The organism is Pseudarthrobacter sp. MOO14 (assembly GCF_058267675.1).
Window position 1 is genome coordinate 1,372,959 of record NZ_CM177849.1, and the last position, 23,812, is coordinate 1,396,770.

A 23,812-nucleotide genomic window follows, 5' to 3' on the forward strand; every position below is an offset into this window, starting at 1 on the left:
CGAAGAACCACGGGGCGAGTCACACCTAAGGCAGTATCGCTAGTCCGGCTACAAAGAACTGCGTCGTGACCAATTGATATGCTCCCCTTCGGATGAGAATCTATCTCAGGCCATCCGCGAACTATGACACCGCGCCCTATCTCGAGAGCCTGCATCCGCCGCAACATAAGAATCGCGACCCTGTCATTGAGACGGGCAAATCGTCTCATTAGAGCTCTCAATTTCATGCGTGTGAAGTTTTCCGATCCGAACTTTTACCGTAGGCCCGCCCGTACCAGTCAATAGGGTTACGTACGGCATCTCTCAGTTTCGCTCTTTGAATGTTCCGATGAGTAACTCGAAGGTCCCGAGCATAGGGCCCGGTTCCGGCCGTTGCATATCCGGCCAACATCCAAACCGAACCCAACACATATGGGCGCCTGGCGACATATCGAACGCAATGTAATAAGAAGTACGGAAAGTCGTAACCCGTCCAACGACATACGCGTCCGTTTCTAAATCGACCGTGCAGACCGCCTTCGCTTGCGCCAATTGCCCGGGCAAGGTCAAACTTCGCTTCTGTCTTCACCGCCACTGTCCTTCCGGACCGTGCAACGACGACCTCGTCCATGACGTCAAATCCAATGGCAGAAGGGAGTTCCCTCAACGATTCGAACGCGTCAATCGTGTACAGCTTCACCGGACCCGGGACATGAAACTTCTGTTCCTTCATTCCGGCAGTGCTTATGACGCCACCGGCCAAAGCCACGTCGTCATTTTCAAAACTCGACATTACTAACTCAAGATAGTCAGGCTCTAGCCGAACATCAGCGTCGAGTTTCATCACATGCGTAACCGGTTTATCTCGATGAGCAAGTAGCGCGGACTTCACACCAAACCGCCAAGATGTGTAGGCCGATCCACCAATTAGGCCGCCGTCATTATCCTTAGAAACGAACTTGATTACGCCTTCCTCTGAAAGTCGGCTCAGTATATCTGCAGTGCCATCATTACTTCCATCGTCGACAGCCCACCATTCGAACTCTTTGAAGCTCTGCAATGACAGACTTCGAGCCAAAGCTCGAATATTGTCGGCCTCGTTGTGCATCGGGGTAACAATCAAAACATTAGTCATACTCGATCTACTCCCTGGAACGACCGGAGGAACACTGAGATAAAAGGGGGGACATCTGAGGCATACCGGCGCATTAGTCGTTTCGGCTCCTGCACGATCCGGTGAAGCCATTCCAGTCCCAAGCGTTGAAGCCATAAAGGACTTCGAGTGGACTGTCCCGAAAGAAAGTCGATACCTGCCCCGGCGCAAAGAATCCATCCTTCGAAACCAGCGTCCAAGACTTGCAGTGCAAGCTTCTCCTGCTTAGGCGTTCCGACCCCAATTATGATCAGGTCCGGACTGCGTTCAAGTATTCGATCAACAAGTCGCTGAGTGCGACCCTTGTCTTCAAGCTCTGACGCAGGCGCGTCCTCTCCCGAAGCCGTCCACCCTGAGTCATCAAATGTTGCAACTGCCGCCCTGTTACTCTCAGACGAACTGCCACCGATTAGCAATACTGCTAGACCCCTGCCACACATCTTGGACAGCCGATCCACCAATCCACTGCCAGTACTGCGCCTACTTACTTTGACTCCCATCATTCTCGCCAAGGCAACAACGGGCCACCCGTCGGCGAGGATCAAAGATGCACGCTCATAGGCATGAGTTAGGCTACTACCTTCCTCGAGCAACGCCAGATGATGCATGTTGGGTGTGACGACCAGCCCTGGTTCCCAATTTTGTAACCCGCGAGGAGTCGTGATGACTTCCACTGCAGTCTCCTCAGAAACTGCGTCAATCCTCACTCGACAAGAGGCCGTGCGAATACATCCGTCTCTCATCACTTACCGCTCGCAAATCGCATCAGAATTCTGGCGTATGGCTTGGCCCATATGACGGGCCAAGCCATACCGCCGTGTCGAGAAAGAAATCTAGCGTTGGCAATCAAGGGCAATCCCTTTTTTGAACAAATATGTTTCCACTGTTCCTTTGCGGACAAACCGGGATCACGATAGGTTCCACGCAATGAGTTTCGATTGCAAACCCCAAAATAGCCCGGCGCCACAATCACTGCTGCACCGGCTTTCGAAGCACGAATGGTCCAGTCAAAATCCGCAAAAGAGTGACCGAAGGAACCATCGATTCCGCCTATCCGATCTACGAATGCACTGCTACACAACAGAAAATTTCCATTTGCTGCCTGCGCAAGAGAAGCAGAGGCACCAGGCACCACGTGCTCCCATCGCGAAATCCTGTTACGAAAGCGAACACCACCGTAAGAAACGTTCCCGGAAGAGTCGCGCATAGAGCCGATCGCCACAACGTCATCATGCCGCGATTCTGCCTCGTCATAACATTGCAGTAGGCGAGTCAGTGCATCGGAATCAAAGGCAACGTCGTCATTGACCCACAACAACAAATCCGGCGACTTCTCCTGAGCAACCCTTTCCGCCATCGACATAGCCTGGGCCCAAAAGTAGTCGGACGAAGCTCTCACTACATGGACCCAGTCACCGAGCTCCTCACAAGCCTCAACGGTCCCATCTGTGCTTCCACAATCAACAAGAACAGCCGTAAGGCGAATTCCAGAAGGCACTTGGCGTTCAAGCTGTTGAAGTACTCTCACAGTCAAATTTCTGCGATTGTGGCTCGCGATAAGAACAACTAAATGCCTCACCTGCTGGGCTCCTTTAAATATGTCTCGTCAATACTTCCATAGAAGAGCATGTTTGACTCCGGATGCCGGGCCGAAAGATTTCTCCGAAGGCGGCCTAGAAGATCCTGCTGTATTCCACTATCCCCTGGAAAGGGCAAACCCTGAATGCCGCCCGCACCCAGCTTGAATCGATCGTCTCGTTTTCTCCTCGCTGAGAAGACCATGGATTGGCCGTCGGGCCAAATGTAAGCAGATCCATCTAGCGCAGTTAGATGTCCTGAGTACCATATGTAGTCGTTATCACCAAGGAATGATGCCAACAGCGAGAAACTTGAGACGGAACAAACAACGACATCTGCAGACGCTAGGATACCGAGATCCTCGGACGCAGTCCCACTGGAAAGAGTTGAATTACGAATTTTCAACCGCGAAATGAGATCCGAGACAAGGGGTATAGCGTCGGGTTCCGTAACAAAAAAGAAGTGACCATCATCGCCAAGACCGTTGGACAAGAAATCAATGACGTCTTCATACCAGTCAATCGGAATTCTGTTGTTGAATGTTCCCGGCGCCGGCGTATCGCTCCCAAAATCGCCCGCCCTCACGTGAACAGCTACAGTAACCTTCTCCAAGCGGACTTGCTGCAGCCTAGTCCGAACGAGGCTCCCAATGGCGGAATCAGTTTGAGTCAGGCGTCTTGTCAAGAAATCACGCGCACCCGCAATGCTTGCATAACCTCCAGACATACCTGAGGTGTGTACGAGAGATCGCCCGCTGTCCGTCGCCCAGTTTTGAATGAACTCGCCATAGTCAAGAATTCCCGAGTCTATGTATTCCTCGGTCGACACTTCAACGGCGCGCGTTGTAGCACGCAGGGTAACATGCCTTAACCAATCTAATCTGGCCGCTCCTAGTTCCTTACGGTACCCCCTAGGGTTTAGGGACCAAGGAATGTCTACGTAGTGTTGGTCAAGCGCCTGAGCTGCGAGCCACGCCTTACCCATTGGAATAGCCTGATTTCCGAGACCAGCACCGCGATAGCCCCCAAAAGGCATCGCAATTGAGTATCCCTTCACACCAATACCTTCTTAACTTTTTTGGGTCTAAGAGCCACTAATACGCTGACCAAGTTGCGCGTAGAAGCCGCCCAATAGGTACAAGCGAAGTAGACGACTCCCGCTACGGTAGAAACGACTCCGCCGATTAATAGCGCCAGGAACGGCGGAGAATTTCCGCCGACAAATCCAGACGAGTACGATCCTGCAACCGCAACCACTGAAAACAGCAGAATTCCGTGCAGATATGTCGATGCCACTTCGCTGAATCTTAAATATTGAGATCGAACTAGGATGAGTAACTGGCAAGAATGCGCTACAAATTGCACCAGTATCGCAACGAATAGGATCCTGACCGGAGAGGTTCCGAAGAAGTACACACCGGCCAGTGCTGGTACCAAAACAGCTAGCGAGACACACTGCACACGCCAGATCGCCCTAAACCGCCCCTGAGACTCAAGGGAGGACCCTGCTGCTACGTAGCAGAGATTGATGGCTGCGAATACAGCCCAAAGACCAGTGAGCTGAATAGCTGGGCGCCATTGCTCGCCCAAGAAAGATAGCGTAAGAGGCTCGGCTAGACCGCAAATTGCGCCAAAGACGACTCCTGATAGTGACAGTCCGATGCTCAAGGACTTTCTTATCGGCGAACTGACATCTCCTCCGTTATGCCGCGTCGCAGCCAGATGTGGGTAAACCACCCGCGTGAAAGCCTGCGAAAGCTGATTTAGAGGAATAGTAGCGACCGCCTGAGCCCTTGAATAATGCCCTACATTGGCAGTCGAATTGCTGGCGCCCAGCGTCCAAAGGGGTGCCGTGTATTGAAGGTAATGAACCAAGTTCTGTCCCGAAATATGGAAAGCAACTCTGAGGTGCTCATTCCTAAATATTCGAGTCCAGGAAAGTCCCGGGATTTCTCGGAGCAAGGTCCAAACAAAGATGGCACTAATAAGCGGACTCGACAGAGACGCTATAGCAAGGCTCAGTGCCCCGACGCCGAGCACCATGCACACAAGCGACAAACCTAAGCTGAGAATTAGCGCAATTGCTTCAGCTAGCGACGGTAGGCGAAACCTACCGGATCTTCTCATAGACGCTGTTGCGACACCAGAAATTCCCGTTACCATTGGCATCCACGCCAAGAGAAACAACATCGAGGCCATGACTTGGGTTTCTGGTTTGCTTGCCAGAAACACCGCAATTGCGCTGATAATAATTCCAACCACAGTCCCAGCCGCGAATACTAACGAAGTAGCTGACAGACGCGACTGGCGGTCGCTCTCTCGCGCTTGAAGGACTGCCTGGACTACTCCGGATCCCACAAAGTACGTACCGACTTGAGCCACTGAAACTGCCAGCGCGTATGGACCAAAGTCATGGGGAGCAAGAATGCGAGCCGAGATAGATGTGTAGCCCACTTGGCACACCAGCATTAGCCCGCTGAAACCATAAGTCCACAGTGCGCCTGTCGCTATGCTCCGCTGAGTTACTGCCACGTCTGACTTGCCTGCGCCTTCGTTGTTGTGTCGTCCAATCGGTCGCCGACCCGCAACTTTGCGCTCTGCCCCCAGTGCGCAATTCTACCCGAGCACTACGCCGTAACAATCCTGTGTACTTAACGCGAGCGGACGTAACAGGGCGCGTACCATACCTACTTAGGCTCGGGGCGGGCAAGATCTCCAGGTCTGGAGCCGATGGTAAGCGGTAGCTCTCCGAGGAGAGATGCATATAATTGCCTCTGTCGTAGTCAGCCTGGGCGCATGTTCGGCTACTCATGGCCATTATTTGTATCTAACCTCTGGGGGCTCACCATGGTAAAACGCGCACTGATTACGGGAATAACAGGCCAAGATGGCTCATATCTTGCAGAGTTGCTTCTGAAGAAGGGCTACGAGGTTCACGGACTGATTAGACGAGCATCAACGTTCAACACGTTGCGCGTCGACCACCTTTACGTCGACCCGCATGAAAGCGACGCCAAACTCTTTCTCCATTACGGGGACCTAAGCGACGGTGCCAGACTGGTGACCTTGCTGTCAGAGATACGCCCCGATGAGGTCTACAACCTGGCCGCCCAGTCTCACGTCCGTGTTTCCTTCGACGAACCGGAGCACACCGGCGACACTACTGGCATAGGGACGATCCGACTTCTGGAAGCAGTGCGGCTTGCTGGTATCAAGACGAGGTTCTATCAGGCCTCATCATCGGAAATGTTCGGTGCGACTCCCCCACCTCAAAATGAAGACACCCCGTTCTACCCGCGTTCCCCATACGGTGCTGCAAAGGTATACAGCTACTGGATAACTAAGAACTATCGCGAAGCGTATGGCATGTTTGCGGTCAACGGCATCCTGTTTAACCATGAGTCGCCCCGTCGCGGAGAGACCTTCGTGACCCGGAAAATAACCCGGGCCGTCGCTGCCATCAAGGCCGGGAAGCAAGACCTTCTCTTCATGGGCAATCTCGATGCCGTGCGCGACTGGGGTTACGCAGCTGAATACGTAGAAGGCATGTGGCGCATGCTCCAGGCCGACGAGCCCGACGATTTTGTCCTCGCAACTGGTGGCAACTACACCGTGCGAGATTTCTTACAGATCTCGTTCGAGCATGCTGGCCTCAACTGGGAAAACCACGTCCGATTCGACGAACGCTACCTTCGTCCCACAGAGGTTGACGCTCTTGTCGGAGATGCTTCCAAGGCACAGGAGAAACTCGGCTGGAAGGCGTCAGTTCACACTCCGGAATTGGCCCGGATCATGGTCGACGCCGACATCGAAGCTCTTGAACACGCAGGTAGCCACTGGATTGACACTGTCAATCTTGAAAGCTGGAAAAACCTGTGACGAACGAGGTCTCATTTACCCCGACGAAACTCGACCGAGCCTCTCCCTTCTACATCGCGGGGCATAGAGGGCTGGTCGGCTCTGCCATCGAGCGGAAACTCCGCAGCGAGGGCTTCACGAACTTGATTGGTCGTTCATCATCTGAACTCGACCTCACGAACCGGGAAGAAGTATTTTCGTTCTTTGCCGAAACCAAGCCCCGATATGTTGTGCTGGCCGCGGCGAAAGTAGGTGGAATCCTCGCCAACAACACCTATCCGGTGGACTTCTTGAGCGACAACCTGCGCATTCAAGTGAACGTTATGGACGCTGCACGAGAACATGGCGTTGAGCGGCTTCTTTTTCTTGGCTCATCCTGCATATACCCCAAGTTCGCTGAGCAGCCTATTCGAGAGGATTCGCTCCTAACGGGGCACTTGGAACCCACGAACGATGCATATGCGATAGCTAAAATTGCCGGAATTATGCAAGTACAAGCGGTAAGAAGGCAGTACGGGTTGCCCTGGATCTCTGCCATGCCAACCAATCTCTACGGGCCTGGTGATAATTTCTCCCCCGAAGGGTCCCACGTCCTGCCCGCGCTCATCCGGCGGTACGATGCAGCGGCTGCTGCAGGGGACACACGCGTCACCAACTGGGGAACGGGCTCCCCTCTGAGGGAGTTCCTGCACGTGGACGACATGGCGGATGCATGCCTACATCTCCTCGAGAACTACGACGGCCCATCACAGGTGAACGTAGGCACGGGATCAGACATATCAATCAAGGAACTTGCTTCCATGGTTGCCTCGGCCGTTGGTTACGCGGGAAAGATCGAATGGGACGTAACAAAGCCGGACGGTACACCCAGAAAGCTCCTCGATGTCTCCAAGTTGTCGGATGCCGGATGGAAAGCATCAATAGACCTTCAAGAGGGCATTAGGTCCACAGTCACGTGGTACCGCGCAAATCGTGACGGAATTCGGAGCTAGCACTTCGACCCGGTCTATCTCGAAGAATGCAAAAGGTTGGGGACTTTGGTGAAAGAGATGCGCGACTGGCGAGCTCGATGCGGCCGGCAATTGCGCATCGTAGATGCGTTCGTAATCGCTTGGGCCGTGGCTGGCGCCTACGTCATTCGTTTTGGCTGGGCTTCTGATCTGGTCATTGCTGGGCAAGAAGCAATCTACGCGTGGTTGTCGCTACTTCTCGCTACGGCCTGGTGGATAATGCTCGGAGCCTGGAACAGCAGGCAGAGCAGAATTCTTGGCGCGGGGCCTGACGAATACAAACGGGTTGCGGCGGCATCGCTATGGCTCTTCGGATTAGTGGCAATCGTCTCGTATGTCCTTAGATTAGATACCGCGCGTGGTTACGTGGGAGTTGCCCTGCCAGCTGGACTCTTCGGGCTGCTGCTGGCGCGTTGGTTGATACGTCAACACCTAAACGTCAACAGACAAATGGGGCAGAGCATGTCTCGTTTGCTACTGCTCGGCGGCCCGAGTGCCGTGGCGCATTTGGCTAGGTCCCTTCGAACCGCGAAACACGCAGGGTACTTGCCGGTGGCTGTCTATACTCCCAACGTTGCTGACATACCGTCAGTTGATCCAGAATCCGGGCTTCCCGTCGTCGGAAATTCGCCCGACACTCGCTCTATCGTGGAGGCCATAGAATCGTGCAAGGCCGACGCCGTAGCAGTTTCGGCTGGAGTTCAGTTGCATCCTCAAATCCTTCGCCATTTAGGCTGGGAACTGGCCGCAAGAAACGTTGGTCTTATCATGGCCCCCGCATTAACGGACATAGCCGGTCCCCGGATTCACACTCAACAAGTTGCGGGACTTCCCCTTATACACGTGACCACCCCTACGCTTGAGGGCGGACAGCGAGTAGCTAAGCGACTATTTGACATCGTCATTTCCGGCCTCCTTATCTTTGCTTCTTTGCCTGTCATGGCCGTAGTTGGTCTCTTGATAAAAATCCATGATCGTGGAACGGTGCTTTTTAGGCAAGATCGCGTTGGTATAGAAGGCCACCACTTTCAGATGCTTAAGTTTCGCTCGATGGTGATAGATGCCGAAAGTCGGCTGGAGTTACTCAGAGATCGCAATGAGGGTAGCGGCGTCCTTTTTAAGATGAGAAATGATCCAAGAATTACGCCTGTAGGACGGGCTTTACGAAAGTTCAGCTTGGACGAATTACCTCAGCTATTCAATGTTCTTGGAGGATCAATGAGCCTCGTCGGACCTCGCCCGCCTCTTCCCTCAGAAGTAGAGGCATATGAGCAGGACGTTCGCCGCAGGCTACTTGTAAAACCAGGCCTTACAGGTTTATGGCAAGTCAGCGGGCGATCCAACCTCTCTTGGCAGGATTCAGTTCGACTTGACTTATATTACGTGGAGAACTGGTCATTGGCCGGAGACTTGCTGATTTTGATGAAGACCTTCCGCGCTGTTTTTCAAGGTGCTGGAGCCTACTAATTCTTTGGCGGTTCATTATACGCCTTGAAAAGGAAACAAATTATGCGTATTTCGGTTGTTGGTTGTGGTTACTTGGGTGCCGTCCATGCGGCTTGCATGGCAAAACTCGGGCACGACGTAGTCGGTATTGACGTGGACGAACGAAAGATCCTCGAGCTCTCGGCCGGACGAGCGCCGTTCTTTGAGCCAGGTCTTGAGGCATTGCTGAAGGAAGTCCAAGCAACTGGACGGCTCACATTTACGACGGAGATGGCGTCTACCCATGGAAATACCGTCCACTTTATCTGTGTCGGTACTCCCCAGAAAAAAGGCGAAAATGGTGCCGACCTATCGTACGTAAATGCGTCGATAAATGAACTTCTGCCGCATCTAGCTCCAGGAGATCTTGTGGTCGGCAAGTCAACCGTGCCAGTCGGTACCGCCGCTCGCTTGTCTCAACTCGTGACCAATGCTCAGCCGGCGTCGGATCTGCTTTGGAATCCGGAGTTCCTTCGTGAAGGACATGCTGTGTCGGACACCCTGCATCCGGATCGCCTTGTGTACGGCGTCTCAAGTGGATCCGAAGATGACCGTGCCGTTGAGGTACTGGATGAGGTCTACGCGGGGCTATTAGAGACAGGCATCCCCAGGTTGGTTACAGACTTGCCAACGGCTGAATTGGTCAAAACGGCAGCGAACTCATTTCTTGCAACCAAGATCTCATTCATAAATGCCATGGCTGAACTCTGTGACGCTGCGGGCGCCGACGTGACTCTGCTAGCAGACGCCATAGGCATGGACGATCGTATTGGACGTAAGTTTCTCAACGCTGGGATCGGATTTGGTGGTGGGTGTCTCCCCAAAGACATCCGTGCTTTCATGGCGCGGGCAGGCGAACTTGGCGCGGATCAGGCTCTTACTTTCCTTCGTGAGGTAGATGCCATCAATATGCGTCGTAGGAGCCGGGTAGTAGAGATAACGCGAGAACTATGTGGAGGTTCCCTCATGGGACAGCGAATCACAGTCCTCGGTGCAGCCTTCAAACCGGAAAGTGACGACGTGCGTGATTCTCCTGCTCTCAGCGTGGCTGCCCAGTTGCAACTGCAGGGGGCCACAGTGACGGTTACTGACCCGGAAGCGCTAGCTAACGCGGCTCGTAGGTTCCCCGAGTTGCACTACGAGCAGTCCGCGGAGAAGGCTCTGCAGCGCGCGGATGCGATTCTCCTTTTGACGGAGTGGCAGGAATATCGCAATTTGGATCCCTATGAGACAGCGACCCTTGTATCAACGCCACGAATCCTTGATGGACGAAATGTTCTAGACACCAGCAAATGGCGTGCAGCGGGCTGGACATATCGCGGACTCGGGCGTCCATAAGGATGGCCACCGACCAGCACAAAGCCTTGTTATTGTCCGACAACGCAGTTGAACACGGTCGGCGCACAAGGCTGACGAACCGATCATTCATACGCTTAGGATTGCTTCTTATTTTCATCGTAGTGCTGCTAGGAGCTGGAGCCCTCTGGCTGGGACTCAAGGCAGACTCGGTGAAGACTGATCTGGAGGCCGCCACCGCGTTAGTCCCACAGCTAAAAGAAGAAATCCTAAGCTCAGATTCAGGGTCAGCTGACGCCACGATTACCAGGCTTAGAGAGCACACGTATTCTGCCCGGCAACAGACAGAAGATCCGTTTTGGACCCTATCGTCCGGACTGCCGTGGGTCGGACCCAACCTAAGCGCCGTAGCCGAGGTCGCAAGATCAGCCGACGACGTCACCACACTCGGTCTCGCCCCGCTGGTCGAAATTTACGACTCCTTAAACTGGGACTCACTGCTACCGAGCGGTTCAGGGGCAAACCTAAATCCAATCAAGGTTGCAGCTCCTCGAGTTGCATCCTCTGCCCACGCAGTCCAAGCTTCAGCCGAGAGGCTCGAAGCCATTGACACGTCGCAGCTGCTTCCGCAAATTGCGATTCCACTTGCCGAAGCCACCACGGAGCTCAAGCAAGCGGTCGGCGCCCTTAGCACCGCGGCAGACGCCGCCGCTATTGCTCCAGACATGTTGGGTATAGATGGTCGCCGAACCTACCTGCTCATCATCCAAAACAACGCGGAGTCACGAGCATCGGGCGGAATACCCGGTGCCCTTGCGGTATTGACTTTGGACAACGGGAAACTCTCGCTCGGCGCTCAGAGCAGCGCTGTGGACCTGGGTGCCATGTCTCCGAGCCTCCCCGTGGATCCGCAACAGCAACAGATTTACTCAAGTCGCCTCGGAAAATACATGCAGGACGTAAACCTCACTCCTGATTTTCCCACCGCTGCCGTTACTGCTCAGGAGATGTGGGCTAAAAAGACCGGACAAAGCGTCGACGGCGTCATCTCAATTGATCCTCTAGTGCTGAGCTATATCCTGCAATCCACAGGGCCAGTTGCACTAAGTGGACCAGAGCTAGAGGCAGCAAAAGCAGCAGGCCTTCCGACGGAACTCACTGGCAGCAACGTTGTTTCCACCTTGCTTTCTGATGTCTACGCGAAGATCAAGCAACCCAAGCTTCAGGACGTTTACTTCGCTGGCGTGGCAAAAGAAGTCTTTTCAGCGCTCTCCAGCGGCAAAGGCGAAGCGAAAGGACTCATGACCGGTCTTGGGCGGGGGACAGATGAGGGACGACTCTTGGTCTGGTCCGCAAGCGCATCCGAGCAAAACGTAATCTCAAAATACGCCGTGAGCGGCTCTGTTTCCGGGCCGAGCGTTTCACCGGCTCAGTTCGGCGTATATTTCAACGACGGTACTGGCGCGAAAATGGACTACTACGTCAAGCGAACCATCCAACTTGTCAAAGAGTGCCCCGCGGACGGTTACGAACAAACGAGGGTGCGTGTAACCAGCACGAACACAGCTCCAGCGGATGCCGCAACCTCACTACCCGCCTACGTTACCGGTGCAGGACTTTTCGGAGTAGCACCTGGTATGGTCCAAACAAACATCGTTGTCTACGGGCCAGCGCAAGCAAACGTGGAGTCAGCCACGGTTGACGGACAGAAGACTCCCTTTGCGCCTTACATCCATGCAAATAGGCCAGTGGGCGTTGTTGCCCAGCAGCTTGCGCCAGGCGAAAGCAAAACGGTGGACTTTACCTTCGGGAAAATTGTTCAGCACAACGAACCTAACGTGGTTGTCACACCGACCGTCCAGCATGTAAAGGACGTTGTCCTGCCGACGGAAAATGCTTCCTGTGATCAAGGCCAGTGACGGTCGCGTTAACACTATGTAAACCGACTGGATTGAGGTTGGTTACAACCGATCCGGGATGGTACCTTCTATCTGGGATATCTATCCGTAGTTCTGCACATGGTCTCGTGCGGAGGGGGCATCTCCCCAAAATCGGGTATCAAAAATTAAACGTCTCCGGGGGGACACACATGAAGAAAACACTCGCAGCTCTCGCACTCGCGGGCTCCATCGCACTCATCGGTTCCGCGCCTGCCATGGCCGCAACCTACCCGGCACTTCCGCCGCAGGCCGCTGTTTCCGACGGCACCGTTGGACCGGGTGAAACCTTCGTCTTCCGCGGCCAGGGCTTCCTCGCCGGCGAAGGCCTGACCATCACCGTTACGCCGGGCCAGGCTCCGGCCTCCAACGGCGCCGGGCTGGGCCGCTCCGTTGCCGTGAAGATTCCCGTCTTCCAGGCACCGCAGACCCTGTCCGCAACCGCTGACGCCCAGGGCGCCTTCTCCCTGCCGATCTCCATCAGCGAAGCCGGCACCTACTCCCTGACCGCAACCGGCAACACCTCCGGTGTCACCGTTGGCCCCGTCACGGTAACCGTGGCTGCCTCCCTGGCAAACACCGGTGGCGCCGCTGCTGGTGCCAACGGCGGCGCTCCGCTGGCCAACACGGGCGGCCTGGCCAACACCGGCGCCGACTCCGGCCTGATCCTGTGGACCCTGGTGGGCGCAGGCGCACTGGCCGCCGGTGCAACCTCCGTTGTGGTGGTTCGCCGCCGCGCCAAGGCAGAGGTTGCCGCCTAACCGCAGCAACTCCTAGCACCAACGAAGGTGGGTGCATCTCCGGAAACGGAGATGCACCCACCTTTTGCTTTGGGGCTGATGCTGCGGGTTCCCGCAACCTTGATTCCAGCAAGCTCAATCACCAACGCTTTTGTGGTAACTATTAGGGCTATGGGGAGACATTGGCGCAGGGCACCACGCGAATACGACTTTTCCGTCCCACTCCCCCGGCCACAGGTGCTCGGCTACGCCCTCCTCGTTCTCCTCGCGGCCTGTGCCTTCGCCACCGCCGCTTTTGCCCTTCTACGGACGTCCTGAGGCCCCTTTGAGAATCCTCAACAACCACCGGCTGTGGCAGCTCATCCTCGCGGCCATGGTGGTTCCGTTGGCGCTCGTCGCTTTCTGGCCAACACCCGTGGACCAGCCCGTCTCAGGGCAGCTGGCCATTGTGTTGAATTTCCTCCACCACCACGGCATTCCCCGCTGGTTTAACTACGACTTTGTGGAACGGTCCGCCAACGTTGCATTGTTCCTTCCCGTTGGTTTCGTTGCCGCCCTGGCATTTCCCAACAAAAAATGGTGGCAAATCGGAGCTTTCGGAATGCTCGTTTCCGGCTGCATCGAACTGGGGCAGTTCCTGTTTCTTCACAGCCGCTTTGCAAGCCCGTCAGATGTCATGACCAACACGTCAGGTGCTGTCATCGGCGCCCTGGTGGCACTCCTGGCCATGCAAAAAGGGAAGCCCGCCGCCTTCCGGCAACGGGCCTCCCAAAAACAATAGAACGCCAGGACTACCCGACAAAGCCCTTCATCCAGGTCTTGAGGTCCTCGCCGAACTCCACGCGCTCGGAAGCCAGCGTGATGACGGCCTTGAGGTAGCTCAGCTTGTCGCCGGTGTCGTAGCGGCGGCCCTTGAAGACCACGCCGTAGACGCCGGAGCCTTCGCCCTCGCCGGCGGCGAGGGTCTGCAGGGCGTCGGTCAGCTGGATCTCGTTGCCACGGCCGGGAGCGGTATTCTCCAGGACGCCGAACACCGAGTGGTGCAGCACGTAGCGGCCGATCACGGCCAGGTTGGACGGTGCGTCCGCGACGGCCGGCTTCTCCACCAGGCTGTTGACGCGGACGTAGTCCTCGCCTTCAACAACCGAGATGTCAGCGCAGCCGTAGGCACTGATCTGGGAGGGGTCAACCTCGATCAGTGCGATGACCGAACCGCCGGTCTTCTGCTGCACCTCCATCATGGTCCCCAGCAGGTTCTCGGCCTCATCAATGAGGTCATCACCCAGGAGCACCGCGAAGGGCTCATCCCCTACGTGCTGCTGGGCGCAGAGCACTGCGTGGCCCAGGCCCTTGGCCTCACCCTGGCGGACGTAGTGGATGGGACCCAGGTTGGAGGCGTACTCCACCATGCCCAGCTTGTCCTTGTCCCCCTTGGCCTCCAGCGCAGCCTCCAGGCCGGGCTCGCGGTCGAAGTGGTCCTCCAGGGCACGCTTGTTGCGGCCCGTGATCATCAGCAGGTCAGTGAGGCCGGCATCCACCGCTTCCTCGACCACATACTGGATGGCCGGGCGGTCAACCACCGGCAACATTTCCTTCGGCATTGCCTTGGTGGCGGGCAGGAAGCGAGTTCCCAATCCGGCAGCAGGAATGACGGCTTTGGTGATAGCTCTCCCCATAGTCATAGCTGAACCTTAACAAATTTGATGGAGCGGCGGGCAATTATGATTTCGTGGACCGGGTTTCGGTGGTTTTCGCCAAGCTCGATGTCGACAAGCTCACTCACCGCGGAATTGGGGTTCGCGCTTCTCCTGGAATGCCCGGAAACCCTCCGCGTAATCAGCGGTCTTGCAGAGGCGCGCCTGCTCCTCGTTCTCCTCCTGCATGGACTGCCACAGGCCCAGACGCTGGTCGCGGATATGCGCCACCAGCTCCTTCGACGCAACAAACGCACCCGTGGCACCGGTAGCGACCCGCGAAACGATGGCCCGGGTGGAGTCCAGCAGCTCAGATGCCGGCATGGCACGGCTGAACATGCCCTGCGCCACGGCCTCCGCCCCCGAGATCAGGTCCGCCGTGTAGATCAGGTCCAGGGTCCGGTGCATGCCCAGCCGCTCCGTGAAGTACCAGTGGCCGCCCGAATCCAGCGTGGCGCCCAGCTTGGCGAACGGCGAGCCGAACTTGGCGTTCTCCGCCACGTACACCACATCCGTGGCCAGCAGCAGCCCCAGCCCCACGCCCAGGCAGGCGCCTTGGGCCGCGGCGAACGTCGGTGCCGGGAACGCGGCCATCTTCTTCAGCAGCGGCTCCACCAGCCCGCCCAGGTACGCTGCGGCGTCGTCACTCTCCGGGGTGACCCCGGCGATGTCCCGGCCCGCGCAAAAGGCCCGGCCCTCTCCCCTCAGCAGCAGCGCCCGCACCTCACCGCGCGAGGCGGCGGCAGCAGCGTCGTCGTACGCCTGGGTTAAATCCCGCAGCGCCTGCTCATCAAGCGAGTTCAGCTTGTGCGGGGCGTCCAGGACGACCTCTGCAATGCCGTTGCTGATGGAAAGGGAAATCATGGGGCTCCTTGTAGTGAAAACGGATTAGACGTCGAAGTCGACCGTGACTTCCTTGCTGGTGGGGTGGCTCTGGCAGGTCAGCACGTAGCCCTTGTCCAGCTCATCCTGCTCCAGCGCGTAGTTCTCGTCCATGGTCACGCTGCCGGTGACCACCTTGGCCCGGCAGGTGCCGCACACTCCCCCGGCGCAAGCGAACGGCACGTCCGGGCGGACCCGCAGCGCCGCATTCAGAATCGACTCGCGGGCATGCGTGGGGCTGGCCACCTCGCCCTGCAGGCCGTCCAGCTTGAACGTGATCTTGTACGTCTCCTTGGACTCGTCCACCACCACGGGACGGCCGGCCTGGCCCTCCGGGCGGTCCGGCTTGCCCGAAGTAAACAGCTCGAACCGGACGTTCTCCGGCTTCACCCCGCGCTCGGCCAGGGTGTCCCGGCACAGCTGCACCAACTCGAACGGCCCGCACAGGAACCACTCATCCACATCGTCCGCGTGCAGGGCGGTACCCAGCAGCTGCTGCAGCTTCTCCGCATCGATCCGCCCGGACAGCAGCGGCGCGATCCGCTGCTCCCGGGAGAGCACGTGGTGGATGGCCAGCCGCTGCGGGTACTTGTCCTTCAGGTCCGCCAGCTCTTCCAGGAACATCACGTCCATGGCGGCCTTGTTGGCGTAGATCAGGTCGAACCGGGTCTCCGGATTGGCGGCCAGCAGCGTCCGGGCGATCGCGATCACCGGGGTGATCCCGGACCCGGCGGCGATGGCCACGAAGTTCCCGGCCTCCCCCGCGAGGTCTTCCGGGTGGTTCATAGAGTTCATGACGTTCTGCTCCACCGCTACGCCGTCGCGGCCGTGCTTGGACACGAATGCGCCCATGGGGCTCATCACGTCCAGGGTGTCCCCGGCCTTCAGCTCGGCGTTGGCCCAGGTGGAGAACAGTCCGCCCAGGTCCTTCTTGATGGCCACCCGGATCTCGCTGGTGCCGTCCTCGAAGCTGCGCGGCTCGGCGCAGATGGAGTAGCTGCGGCGGATTTCCTTCGGCTCGCCGTGCTCGTCCGGCAGCGTGGTGCGCAGGGCAACGTACTGGCCGGGCAGGTAGTCGAACTTGCCGGCGAGCTCCGCAGGGACGTGGAAGCTGACCTCAATGGCGTCCTCGGTGAGCCGGCGCACCTCCTGCACGGTGAGGGTGTGGAAGGACGGACGACGGCGGCCGGTCACCTCAGCCTCTTCGGCGGCGGTCTGGCGGACAACAGGCATGGGGATTCCTTACAGGACTTTGAAGTAGTCGAACGGTTCCTTGCAGTCCTGGCACACATACAGCGCCTTGCAGGACGTGGAACCGAAGCGGGTGAGTTCCTTGGTGTTCAGGCTGTTGCACTGCGGGCACTTCACCGCCAGGCTCAGCCGGATGGGGCCGGAGTGGCCGCCGGCCTTCGAGTGGCCGCTGGGCGGGGCGATGCCGTACTCCTGCAGCTTCTGCTTGCCGGCCTCCGTCATCCAGTCCGTGGTCCACGCCGGGGCCAGGACCAGGTCAACGTGCACCTCCCCGTAGCCCTCCTTCTTGAAGGCCGCGTAGAGGTCGTCCCTGATGGCGTCCATGGCCGGGCAGCCCGAGTACGTGGGTGTGATGGTGACCGTGACGCGTCCGTCCGTGCCGGCGTCGACCTTCCGCAAAATCCCCAGATCCGCGATGGTGAGCACCGGGATCTCCGGGTCCACCACCGTGGCGGCGATGTCCCACGCCTTCTGCCGGGGCGTCTGCGTCCGGGTTTCGAAGTCCGAGATGTACATGGCAGTCACCAGCTGGCCCCGGGGTGCTCGCGGGCCAGCACCTGCATCTCCGCGAGGATGTAGCCCAAGTGCTCCGAGTGCTTGCCGTGCCGGCCGCCGCCCGGGGCTGCGGGCACGTCCGGCACCTCTAGCTCGGCCTCGGTAAGGACGGCGGTGACTAGGCGGTCAAAGTCGCCTCTAAGGCTGGAAGGTGCGACGGCGGCGCCCGCCTCAGCGAGGCGCTGCGTCAGGTCATCATCCTGGAACAGTTCGTTGACGTACGGCCACATGAGGCGCAGGCCGTGGATCATCCGCTTGCGGGATTCCTCGGTGCCGCCGGCCAGGCGCAGCACCCACTGGCTGCTGTGGTCCCGGTGGTAATCCACTTCCTTCACGGCCTTGGCGGCGATGGCTGCCAGGGTGGCGTCCGTGGATTCGGTGAGCCGGCGGTAGAGCTCGTACTGGTAATAGCTCACCACGAACTGGCGGGCGATGGTGGCGGCGAAATCCCCGTTGGGCTGCTCGAACAGCTGGACACTCCGGAACTCGTGCTCGCGGCGGAAGTAGGCCAGCTCATCCTCGGACGTGGCCGTACCGTCCTCCTTGGGCATGCCGGCGCCGGCGTAGGTCAGGAAGCTGCGGGCGTGGCCCAGCTGGTCCAGGGCGATGTTGCCCAGGGCGATGTCCTCCTCCAGCTCCGGGGCGCGGGAAATCCAGTGGCCCAGCCGCTGGGCGAGGATCAAGGCGTCATCGCCCAGCCTCAGTGCATACTCGGCGACGTCCCCGCTGGGCTTCACCAGGCCGGTCTTGACCTCCAGGGCGATGTCCTCCGGGCGCAGGGCGTTGCCGGGGGTGATTCTTGTTGCCGATGCGTTGGAGTCGCCGCCGGCCACGCCGGTGGAGATGTCGCCGTGGCCCGTGTTTTCGTGGGTGCTGGTTTCGGGGGTGCTCACAGGTGCTTAACCCCTTCGCTCTTGGTGTAGTACGTGGCGTGCCGGTAGTCCTTGCCCTGCGGGGACTCGAAGAAGGAGCCCTTGGAATCGGGATCGCTGGCCGCGATGGCGTCCGCCGGGACCACCCAGATGGAGACGCCCTCGTTGCGGCGGGTGTAGAGGTCGCGGGCATTGCGGAGGGCCATGGCGGCATCCGGGGCATGCAGGGACCCGGCGTGGACGTGGCTCAGGCCGCGGCTGGACCGGACGAAAACCTCCCAGAGGCCCCAGGCACCGCGGTCGTGGTGCTCCTGCGGCGCGGGGGATGCTTTGGGGGCTTCGCGGTTGATCTCGGTGGCGGAGCTGGCCGGGGTTTCCGGGTTGCCGTGGGGGCTCATGCTGCGTGTTCCTTCTGCTGCTTTGCTGACTGTTTTGCTCGCTGCTTGTCCGCATACGCGGCGGCTGCCTCGCGGACCCAGGCGCCGTCGTCGTGCGCTGCCCTCCGGCGCTCAGGGCGCTGGGCGTTGCAGGGACCGCGGCCGGCCAGGACTTCCTGGAACTCATGCCAGTCCAGCGGGCCGTGTTCCCACTTCTTGGTGTCCTCATTGAAACGGACCTGGTCATCGGGGAGGGTGAGGCCCAGGACCCGAACCTGCTCCACCATCATGCCCACGAAGCGGCTGCGGAGCTCGTCATTGCTGAACCGCTTGATGTTCCAGGCCATGGACTGCTTGGAGTTGGGCGAATCGTCGTCCGGCGGGCCGAACATCATCAGGGCCGGGGCGTACCAGCGGTTCACCGCGTCCTGGGCCATCTGCTTCTGCGCGGGCGTGCCGTTGGAGAGTTCCAGCAGGATCTCGAAACCCTGGCGCTGGTGGAACGACTCTTCCTTGCAGATGCGCACCATGGCCCGGCCGTAGGGGCCGTACGAGGCGCGGCACAGCGGGACCTGGTTGCAGATGGCTGCGCCGTCCACCAGCCAGCCGATGGCGCCCATGTCCGCCCAGGTCAGGGCCGGGTAGTTGAAAATGCTGGAGTAGCGGGCCTTGCCGGCGATGAGGTCGTCCATCATCTTGTCCCGCGACTGGCCCAGGGTCTCGGCGGCGCTGTAGAGGTAGAGACCGTGGCCGGCCTCGTCCTGGACCTTGGCCATGAGGATGGCCTTGCGCTTCAGGCTGGGGGCGCGGGAGATCCAGTTGGCCTCCGGCTGCATGCCGATGATCTCGGAGTGCGCGTGCTGGGACACCTGGCGCAGGAGGGTCTTGCGGTAAGCCGCCGGCATCCAGTCGCGGGGCTCGATCCGGGAGTCCTCGGCGATGATGCGGTCGAAGTGGGCCTGGCCCGCGGCGTCCGCTTCTTGGGTTAGCTCAGCCGGCACTGACTGCAAGTTCTGCGCTGCCATGGTTGCTCCTATGCAAAGACCTGTCGGGCGGCTCGGAATTATTTACCGACCGTTCGTTCAGGATATGCGGGCGCGGCGGAACTCGTCAAGCGTGTACCCTCCCCAACGCGCGCTCACCTTCGACCGCTCCTCCCCCAACGCGCGCTCACCTTCGACCGCTCCTCCCCCAACGCCCGCTCACCTTCGACCGGTCCTCCCCCGACGCCCGCTCACCTTCGACCGATGGGGCGAGCCGAAGGCGGGCACGGAGAGGACCAAGCCGTGCGCCACAGGCACCGGAATAGCACTCGGCGAGACCGGAGCGGAATCGGCGGCTTTAACGGCCCGGCGTGCCGGCAAACGTCACGGGTGCACCGCTGGACTGGCGCGGGATGAGCGTGGGCATGGACCGGCGGATGCGGGGCTCAGCGCTTGGCTTGACGATGAGGTCGATGGCCGTGGCGGCAATCTGGGCGAGGGGTACGCGCACGGAGCTAAGGGGCGTGGGGAGGCGGGCCGACAGCGGAATGTCGTTGTATCCCACCAGCGCCAGGTCCTCCGGGATGGCGATGCCGCGACGGTGCGCTGCAGCCATGACACCCATGGCAATGTTGTCATTGGCGGCGAAGATTGCCGTGGGACGATTCCCCGCGGCCTTCGCGAGCAAGGCTTCCCCCGCCGCGTAGCCGTTTTCGATGCCATAGCCAGCCGCGATCAGCCACTCGTCGCGCGGCTCGATTCCCGCCTCGGCAAGCGCCCGGCGGGCACCCTCCAGGCGCGCCGTTCCAGTAGAGGTGAAGGCCGGGCCGGTGACCACGGCGATATCCCGGTGGCCCAGATCGAGAAGGTGGCGCACGGCGAGATAGCCTCCTACCTCGTCATCGCCCAGCGAGGAGGGGCTTACGCCATCCGTGCGGAGCACCAGGGCATGGGCCACGCCGCGCTGTCGCAGGAGCCGCGGCAGCTCGTCGTCGAGCCGGGCCGTTGCCAGGATCAGCCCGTCCACGTTGCGGTCCAGCAGCGTCTCGGCGGCCCGGCGCTCGTCGTCGGGATCATCTCCGCTGGTGGCAACCATGGCGAAGTAGCCCCTGGAGGCCGCGGCCCGTTCCAGTTCTTCGAACATGAGCGCCATGACGGTGTCGCTGAGCCTGGGAACCAGGACGCCGAGGGTCCGGGTCTCGCCCCGGCGGAGGCTGGAAGCGAAGGAATTACGCCGGTAACCCAGTTCCTCGGCAACCTTGCGCACGTGGGCCGCCGCGGCCGACCTGGGTGCGTTACCGCGTTCATCGAGTGCACGGCTGGCGGTGGAGACGCTGACGCCGCTGGCCGCCGCGACGTCCTTGAGCGTGACGGGCATACCTGGTGCCGCCGGTTCCATAAAGCTTCTCCTCTTCAGCAGGGGTGCAGAAGCCACTCTATTCCTCCCCTGCAAACGTTCCCTTGACAGTGAGCCGCGACACGTTGCAATATTGAAAACGTTCCCGCAAACGTTTTCATCTTAGCGGGACTACCGACCATCAAAGAAGACAAGAAGGTAGTTGAAATGACACTCGATCTCCGCGGACTCAGCCCTGCACCCGTCACCCCGTTCACCGAAGACGGCGCCGTCGACTTCGCTGCGATCCAGCGCCTGGGTTCGTGGCTCGGGTCGATTGAGGGCGTGAAAAGCCTCGTGGTCCTGGGACACGCCGGCGAAGGCACGTTCCTTACCGAAGAGGAGCAGCTGGACGTTATCCGGGCCTTCGTGGCGTCAACCGACGGGCGCGTACCGGTGGTGGCCGGCATCACGAAGGAGGGCAACAAGACCGCTGCCCTCGAGGCCAAGAAGGCCGTGGAAGCCGGGGCGTCGGCCGGCCTCGTTTACCCCTCCCACGGGTGGCTGCGCTTCGGTTACCAGAAGGGCGCCCCGCAGTCGCGCTACCAGGAGATCTACGAAGAGTCGGGTTTGCCGCTAATCCTCTTCCAGTACCCCGACAACACCAAAGCAAGCTACGACCTCGACACCCAGCTGGAGATCGCCGGCCAGGAGGGCGTTTTTGCCACGAAGAACGGCGTCCGCAACATGCGCCGTTGGTACACCGAAATTCCCGCCCTTCGCGCCGCGTACCCCGAACTGCAGGTGCTGTCCTGCCATGACGAGTACCTGCTCCCGACAATGTTCGATGTGGACGGCCTGCTCGTCGGCTACGGCAACATCGCCCCCGAACTGCTCGTCGAACTGATCGAGGCAGGCAAGGCCCAGGACTACAAGCGTGCCCATGCCATTCATGAGCGGCTGCTGCCGGTGACCAAGAACGTGTACCACCGTGGCTCCCACATGGAGGGCACCGTCGCTTTGAAGTGGGGCCTGGTGAACCGCGGCATCCTGGAACACGCCACAGTCCGTACTCCGCTCCTGCCGCTCCCGGCGGGCGCCGACATCGAAATAGCGGAGGCCTTCGCCGCCGCAAACCTCGGGAACGTCACCGTTTCCGCCTGATCCCAAGGATCCCGAGGGTGGCGGGTCAACCGCCCGCCACCCTCCCCTAGGCTTAAGCCATCTCCACTCTTGGTCAATGAGGACCCCAGCATCGCAGCTGGAGAAGGAGGACTCGCAATGCGCGAGCCGAACAACACCACCACCATGGCCGGCAGCCCGAACGCCGCCAGGATGAATGCAGAGCTCGTAGCCAGGCTCGAGCGGCTTCCGCTCACGCGGCGCCTGACCCTGATCCGCGTGGTCATCGGGTCAGCCACATTTTTCGACGCCTACACCGTCCTGGCGATCGCGTTCGCCATGCCGCAACTGTCCGCCGAATGGCACCTCAACGCCGGCGAAATCGGCATGATCCTCTCGGCCGGGTACGTCGGCCAGATCTTCGGATCACTCTTCTTCGGGCACCTGGCCGAAAGGATCGGACGCCTGCCGGTCCTGCTCTTCACCATCCTCCTGTTTGTCTCCATGGACATCGCCTGCCTGTTCGCCTGGGGCGCCACCTCGATGATCATCTTCCGATTCATCCAGGGCATCGGCACCGGGGGCGAGGTACCCGTGGCGAGCGCCTACATCAATGAATTCGTCGGCGCCAAGAAGCGCGGCCGGTTCTTCCTCCTCTACGAGGTGATCTTCCCTGTAGGGCTCATGTTCGCCGGCATCGCCGGGTACTTCCTCGTCCCCGTCGTGGGCTGGAAGGCGATGTTCGTCGTCGGCATCATCCCCGCCCTGCTCACCATTCCCATGCGCTGGCTCATGCCCGAGTCCCCGCGCTGGCTCGCCGCCAGAGGCCACGTCCAGAAGGCCGAAACCGTCGTCGCCATGCTGGAAAAGGAGGCCGTCAAGGCAGGTCACACCCTTTCGGAGCCCGTCCTGCGGCCTGTTGACCCCAAGGCCACCGCCCGCACCGACTGGCGTGAACTGTTCTCCGGCATCTACAAGAAGCGCACCCTGATGATCTGGGCACTTTGGATCTGCGTCTACATGGTCAACAACGGCCTGGTCACCTGGCTCCCAACGCTCTACAAACAGGCCTTCAACCTCCCCCTCCAGACCAGCCTCGCCTACGGCTGGGTCACCTCGGCAGTGGGCGTGGTGGCCTCGATCCTCTGCGCGCTGCTCATCGACCGCGTGGGACGGAAACGCTGGTACTCCGTCGCCTTCCTCGCCGCCACCGTTCCCTTGGTCATCCTCACCGCACTGGGTGCCGTCTCAGCCACGCAAGTGGTGGTGTTCGCCAGCATCGCCTACGCAATCCTGCAAACCATTTCCTTTTCCCTCTACCTCTACTCCGCCGAGCTCTACCCCACCCGGCTCCGCGCCATCGGCACCGGTTTCGGCAGCGCCTGGCTGCGGGCCGGCTCTGCGATCGGCCCCATCCTGGTGGGCTGGATCGTGGACAACTACGGCATCAGCCTGGTCTTCACGGTGTTCGCGGCCGTTGCCCTCATCGGCGGCCTGATCACCATCTTCTTCGCCGTCGAAACAAAGGGCCAGGTGCTTGAGGAGCTGTCCCCCTGACGGAGTCCCCAATCGCTGGGCGGCTGTGGTTGGACGGCGGCGCGGATCCTGTTGAAGGGTCCGCGCCGCCGTCCGTTGTCTATGCAGGTGGGTGGGCGTTCGGTAGGACGGGCTGCGTCCGCTCAAGGAGCGGGGACCGCCGTCGTGC

At 59.6% G+C, this 23,812-nt stretch carries 22 protein-coding genes; 9 read left to right on the forward strand and 13 right to left on the reverse strand.

All coding sequences use genetic code 11. The features are described from left to right. Window positions 1-223: 223 nt before the first annotated feature. The 5 genes from AC4EEV_RS06430 to AC4EEV_RS06450 form a co-directional block, all read right to left on the reverse strand. On the reverse strand, window positions 224-1,114 hold the full coding sequence (locus tag AC4EEV_RS06430) for a glycosyltransferase family 2 protein (protein ID WP_491330429.1): 891 nt from the start codon (window positions 1,112-1,114) through the stop codon (window positions 224-226). Continuing rightward, the gene (locus tag AC4EEV_RS06435) at window positions 1,111-1,875 is read right to left on the reverse strand and encodes a WecB/TagA/CpsF family glycosyltransferase (RefSeq protein ID WP_491330854.1); all 765 of its coding nucleotides are present in this window, start codon (window positions 1,873-1,875) and stop codon (window positions 1,111-1,113) included. Before AC4EEV_RS06435 ends, AC4EEV_RS06430 begins: the two co-directional genes overlap by 4 nt. Then, window positions 1,875-2,711: a glycosyltransferase family 2 protein gene (locus tag AC4EEV_RS06440; RefSeq protein WP_491330430.1), complete on the reverse strand. Its 837-nt coding sequence runs from the start codon at window positions 2,709-2,711 to the stop codon at window positions 1,875-1,877. The genes AC4EEV_RS06435 and AC4EEV_RS06440 overlap by 1 nt, the downstream gene beginning before the upstream one ends. Beyond that, on the reverse strand, window positions 2,708-3,322 hold the full coding sequence (locus AC4EEV_RS06445) for a hypothetical protein (RefSeq protein WP_491330431.1): 615 nt from the start codon (window positions 3,320-3,322) through the stop codon (window positions 2,708-2,710). The genes AC4EEV_RS06440 and AC4EEV_RS06445 overlap by 4 nt, the downstream gene beginning before the upstream one ends. 440 nt (window positions 3,323-3,762) lie before the next feature. Further along, window positions 3,763-5,178, reverse strand: a complete 1,416-nt coding sequence (locus tag AC4EEV_RS06450; RefSeq protein ID WP_491330855.1) for an oligosaccharide flippase family protein — start codon at window positions 5,176-5,178, stop codon at window positions 3,763-3,765. Between the two features lie 378 nt (window positions 5,179-5,556). Here AC4EEV_RS06450 and gmd point away from each other — a divergent pair, with 378 nt between their 5' ends. The 7 genes from gmd (at window position 5,557) to AC4EEV_RS06485 (ending at window position 13,816) form a co-directional block, all read left to right on the forward strand. Continuing rightward, window positions 5,557-6,588, forward strand: a complete 1,032-nt coding sequence (gene gmd, locus AC4EEV_RS06455) for a GDP-mannose 4,6-dehydratase (protein WP_491330856.1) — start codon at window positions 5,557-5,559, stop codon at window positions 6,586-6,588. Beyond that, window positions 6,585-7,559, forward strand: a complete 975-nt coding sequence (locus AC4EEV_RS06460; RefSeq protein ID WP_491330432.1) for a GDP-L-fucose synthase family protein — start codon at window positions 6,585-6,587, stop codon at window positions 7,557-7,559. Before gmd ends, AC4EEV_RS06460 begins: the two co-directional genes overlap by 4 nt. A gap of 57 nt (window positions 7,560-7,616) precedes the next feature. Continuing rightward, the gene (locus AC4EEV_RS06465) at window positions 7,617-9,044 is read left to right on the forward strand and encodes a sugar transferase (protein WP_491330857.1); all 1,428 of its coding nucleotides are present in this window, start codon (window positions 7,617-7,619) and stop codon (window positions 9,042-9,044) included. A 42-nt stretch (window positions 9,045-9,086) separates the two neighbouring features. Continuing rightward, complete coding sequence (locus AC4EEV_RS06470; protein ID WP_491330433.1) at window positions 9,087-10,400, forward strand: UDP-glucose dehydrogenase family protein; 1,314 nt, start codon at window positions 9,087-9,089, stop codon at window positions 10,398-10,400. 170 nt (window positions 10,401-10,570) lie between these two features. Further along, on the forward strand, window positions 10,571-12,277 hold the full coding sequence (locus tag AC4EEV_RS06475) for a DUF4012 domain-containing protein (RefSeq protein ID WP_491330434.1): 1,707 nt from the start codon (window positions 10,571-10,573) through the stop codon (window positions 12,275-12,277). Between the two features lie 170 nt (window positions 12,278-12,447). Continuing rightward, window positions 12,448-13,056: an LPXTG cell wall anchor domain-containing protein gene (locus tag AC4EEV_RS06480; RefSeq protein ID WP_133830464.1), complete on the forward strand. Its 609-nt coding sequence runs from the start codon at window positions 12,448-12,450 to the stop codon at window positions 13,054-13,056. A gap of 304 nt (window positions 13,057-13,360) precedes the next feature. Further along, window positions 13,361-13,816, forward strand: coding sequence for a VanZ family protein (locus AC4EEV_RS06485; RefSeq protein WP_491330435.1), 456 nt, complete (start codon window positions 13,361-13,363; stop codon window positions 13,814-13,816). Window positions 13,817-13,826: 10 nt separating this feature from the next. Here the strand turns inward: AC4EEV_RS06485 and galU are convergent, their stop codons facing one another. From galU to AC4EEV_RS06525, 8 genes are all read right to left on the reverse strand, one after another. Further along, window positions 13,827-14,717, reverse strand: a complete 891-nt coding sequence (gene galU, locus AC4EEV_RS06490) for a UTP--glucose-1-phosphate uridylyltransferase GalU (RefSeq protein ID WP_026264556.1) — start codon at window positions 14,715-14,717, stop codon at window positions 13,827-13,829. A 93-nt stretch (window positions 14,718-14,810) separates the two neighbouring features. Then, window positions 14,811-15,593 (reverse strand): enoyl-CoA hydratase/isomerase family protein, encoded by a 783-nt coding sequence (locus tag AC4EEV_RS06495; RefSeq protein WP_491330436.1) that lies wholly within the window; start codon window positions 15,591-15,593, stop codon window positions 14,811-14,813. 24 nt (window positions 15,594-15,617) lie between these two features. Next, window positions 15,618-16,844, reverse strand: coding sequence for a 1,2-phenylacetyl-CoA epoxidase subunit PaaE (gene paaE, locus AC4EEV_RS06500; RefSeq protein WP_491330437.1), 1,227 nt, complete (start codon window positions 16,842-16,844; stop codon window positions 15,618-15,620). Window positions 16,845-16,853: 9 nt separating this feature from the next. Continuing rightward, complete coding sequence (gene paaD, locus AC4EEV_RS06505; protein WP_491330438.1) at window positions 16,854-17,378, reverse strand: 1,2-phenylacetyl-CoA epoxidase subunit PaaD; 525 nt, start codon at window positions 17,376-17,378, stop codon at window positions 16,854-16,856. A gap of 5 nt (window positions 17,379-17,383) precedes the next feature. After that, complete coding sequence (paaC, locus tag AC4EEV_RS06510) at window positions 17,384-18,310, reverse strand: 1,2-phenylacetyl-CoA epoxidase subunit PaaC (RefSeq protein ID WP_491330439.1); 927 nt, start codon at window positions 18,308-18,310, stop codon at window positions 17,384-17,386. Next, entirely contained in the window at window positions 18,307-18,687 is a 381-nt protein-coding gene (gene paaB / locus AC4EEV_RS06515) for a 1,2-phenylacetyl-CoA epoxidase subunit PaaB (protein ID WP_018761633.1), read from the reverse strand. Before paaB ends, paaC begins: the two co-directional genes overlap by 4 nt. Next, window positions 18,684-19,691, reverse strand: coding sequence for a 1,2-phenylacetyl-CoA epoxidase subunit PaaA (gene paaA, locus AC4EEV_RS06520; RefSeq protein ID WP_491330440.1), 1,008 nt, complete (start codon window positions 19,689-19,691; stop codon window positions 18,684-18,686). Before paaA ends, paaB begins: the two co-directional genes overlap by 4 nt. A gap of 316 nt (window positions 19,692-20,007) precedes the next feature. Beyond that, window positions 20,008-21,048 (reverse strand): LacI family DNA-binding transcriptional regulator, encoded by a 1,041-nt coding sequence (locus tag AC4EEV_RS06525; RefSeq protein ID WP_491330441.1) that lies wholly within the window; start codon window positions 21,046-21,048, stop codon window positions 20,008-20,010. A gap of 165 nt (window positions 21,049-21,213) precedes the next feature. On the opposite strand from AC4EEV_RS06525, the gene AC4EEV_RS06530 reads away from it, so the two are divergent. Further along, window positions 21,214-22,149 (forward strand): dihydrodipicolinate synthase family protein, encoded by a 936-nt coding sequence (locus AC4EEV_RS06530; RefSeq protein WP_491330442.1) that lies wholly within the window; start codon window positions 21,214-21,216, stop codon window positions 22,147-22,149. A 117-nt stretch (window positions 22,150-22,266) separates the two neighbouring features. Further along, window positions 22,267-23,664, forward strand: coding sequence for an MFS transporter (locus AC4EEV_RS06535; protein ID WP_491330443.1), 1,398 nt, complete (start codon window positions 22,267-22,269; stop codon window positions 23,662-23,664). Window positions 23,665-23,812 lie beyond the last annotated feature (148 nt).

Coding starts and splice junctions, on each gene's coding strand:
- AC4EEV_RS06430 (WP_491330429.1), bottom strand. CDS start 1,114: ATGACTAATGTTTTGATTGTTACCCCGATGCACAACGAGGCCGACAAT.
- AC4EEV_RS06435 (WP_491330854.1), bottom strand. CDS start 1,875: ATGAGAGACGGATGTATTCGCACGGCCTCTTGTCGAGTGAGGATTGAC.
- AC4EEV_RS06450 (WP_491330855.1), bottom strand. CDS start 5,178: ATGCTGGTGTGCCAAGTGGGCTACACATCTATCTCGGCTCGCATTCTT.
- gmd (WP_491330856.1), top strand. CDS start 5,557: ATGGTAAAACGCGCACTGATTACGGGAATAACAGGCCAAGATGGCTCA.
- AC4EEV_RS06465 (WP_491330857.1), top strand. CDS start 7,617: ATGCGCGACTGGCGAGCTCGATGCGGCCGGCAATTGCGCATCGTAGAT.
- AC4EEV_RS06470 (WP_491330433.1), top strand. CDS start 9,087: ATGCGTATTTCGGTTGTTGGTTGTGGTTACTTGGGTGCCGTCCATGCG.
- AC4EEV_RS06480 (WP_133830464.1), top strand. CDS start 12,448: ATGAAGAAAACACTCGCAGCTCTCGCACTCGCGGGCTCCATCGCACTC.
- galU (WP_026264556.1), bottom strand. CDS start 14,717: ATGACTATGGGGAGAGCTATCACCAAAGCCGTCATTCCTGCTGCCGGA.
- AC4EEV_RS06495 (WP_491330436.1), bottom strand. CDS start 15,593: ATGATTTCCCTTTCCATCAGCAACGGCATTGCAGAGGTCGTCCTGGAC.
- paaE (WP_491330437.1), bottom strand. CDS start 16,844: ATGCCTGTTGTCCGCCAGACCGCCGCCGAAGAGGCTGAGGTGACCGGC.
- paaD (WP_491330438.1), bottom strand. CDS start 17,378: ATGTACATCTCGGACTTCGAAACCCGGACGCAGACGCCCCGGCAGAAG.
- paaB (WP_018761633.1), bottom strand. CDS start 18,687: ATGAGCCCCCACGGCAACCCGGAAACCCCGGCCAGCTCCGCCACCGAG.
- paaA (WP_491330440.1), bottom strand. CDS start 19,691: ATGGCAGCGCAGAACTTGCAGTCAGTGCCGGCTGAGCTAACCCAAGAA.
- AC4EEV_RS06525 (WP_491330441.1), bottom strand. CDS start 21,048: ATGGAACCGGCGGCACCAGGTATGCCCGTCACGCTCAAGGACGTCGCG.
- AC4EEV_RS06530 (WP_491330442.1), top strand. CDS start 21,214: ATGACACTCGATCTCCGCGGACTCAGCCCTGCACCCGTCACCCCGTTC.
- AC4EEV_RS06535 (WP_491330443.1), top strand. CDS start 22,267: ATGCGCGAGCCGAACAACACCACCACCATGGCCGGCAGCCCGAACGCC.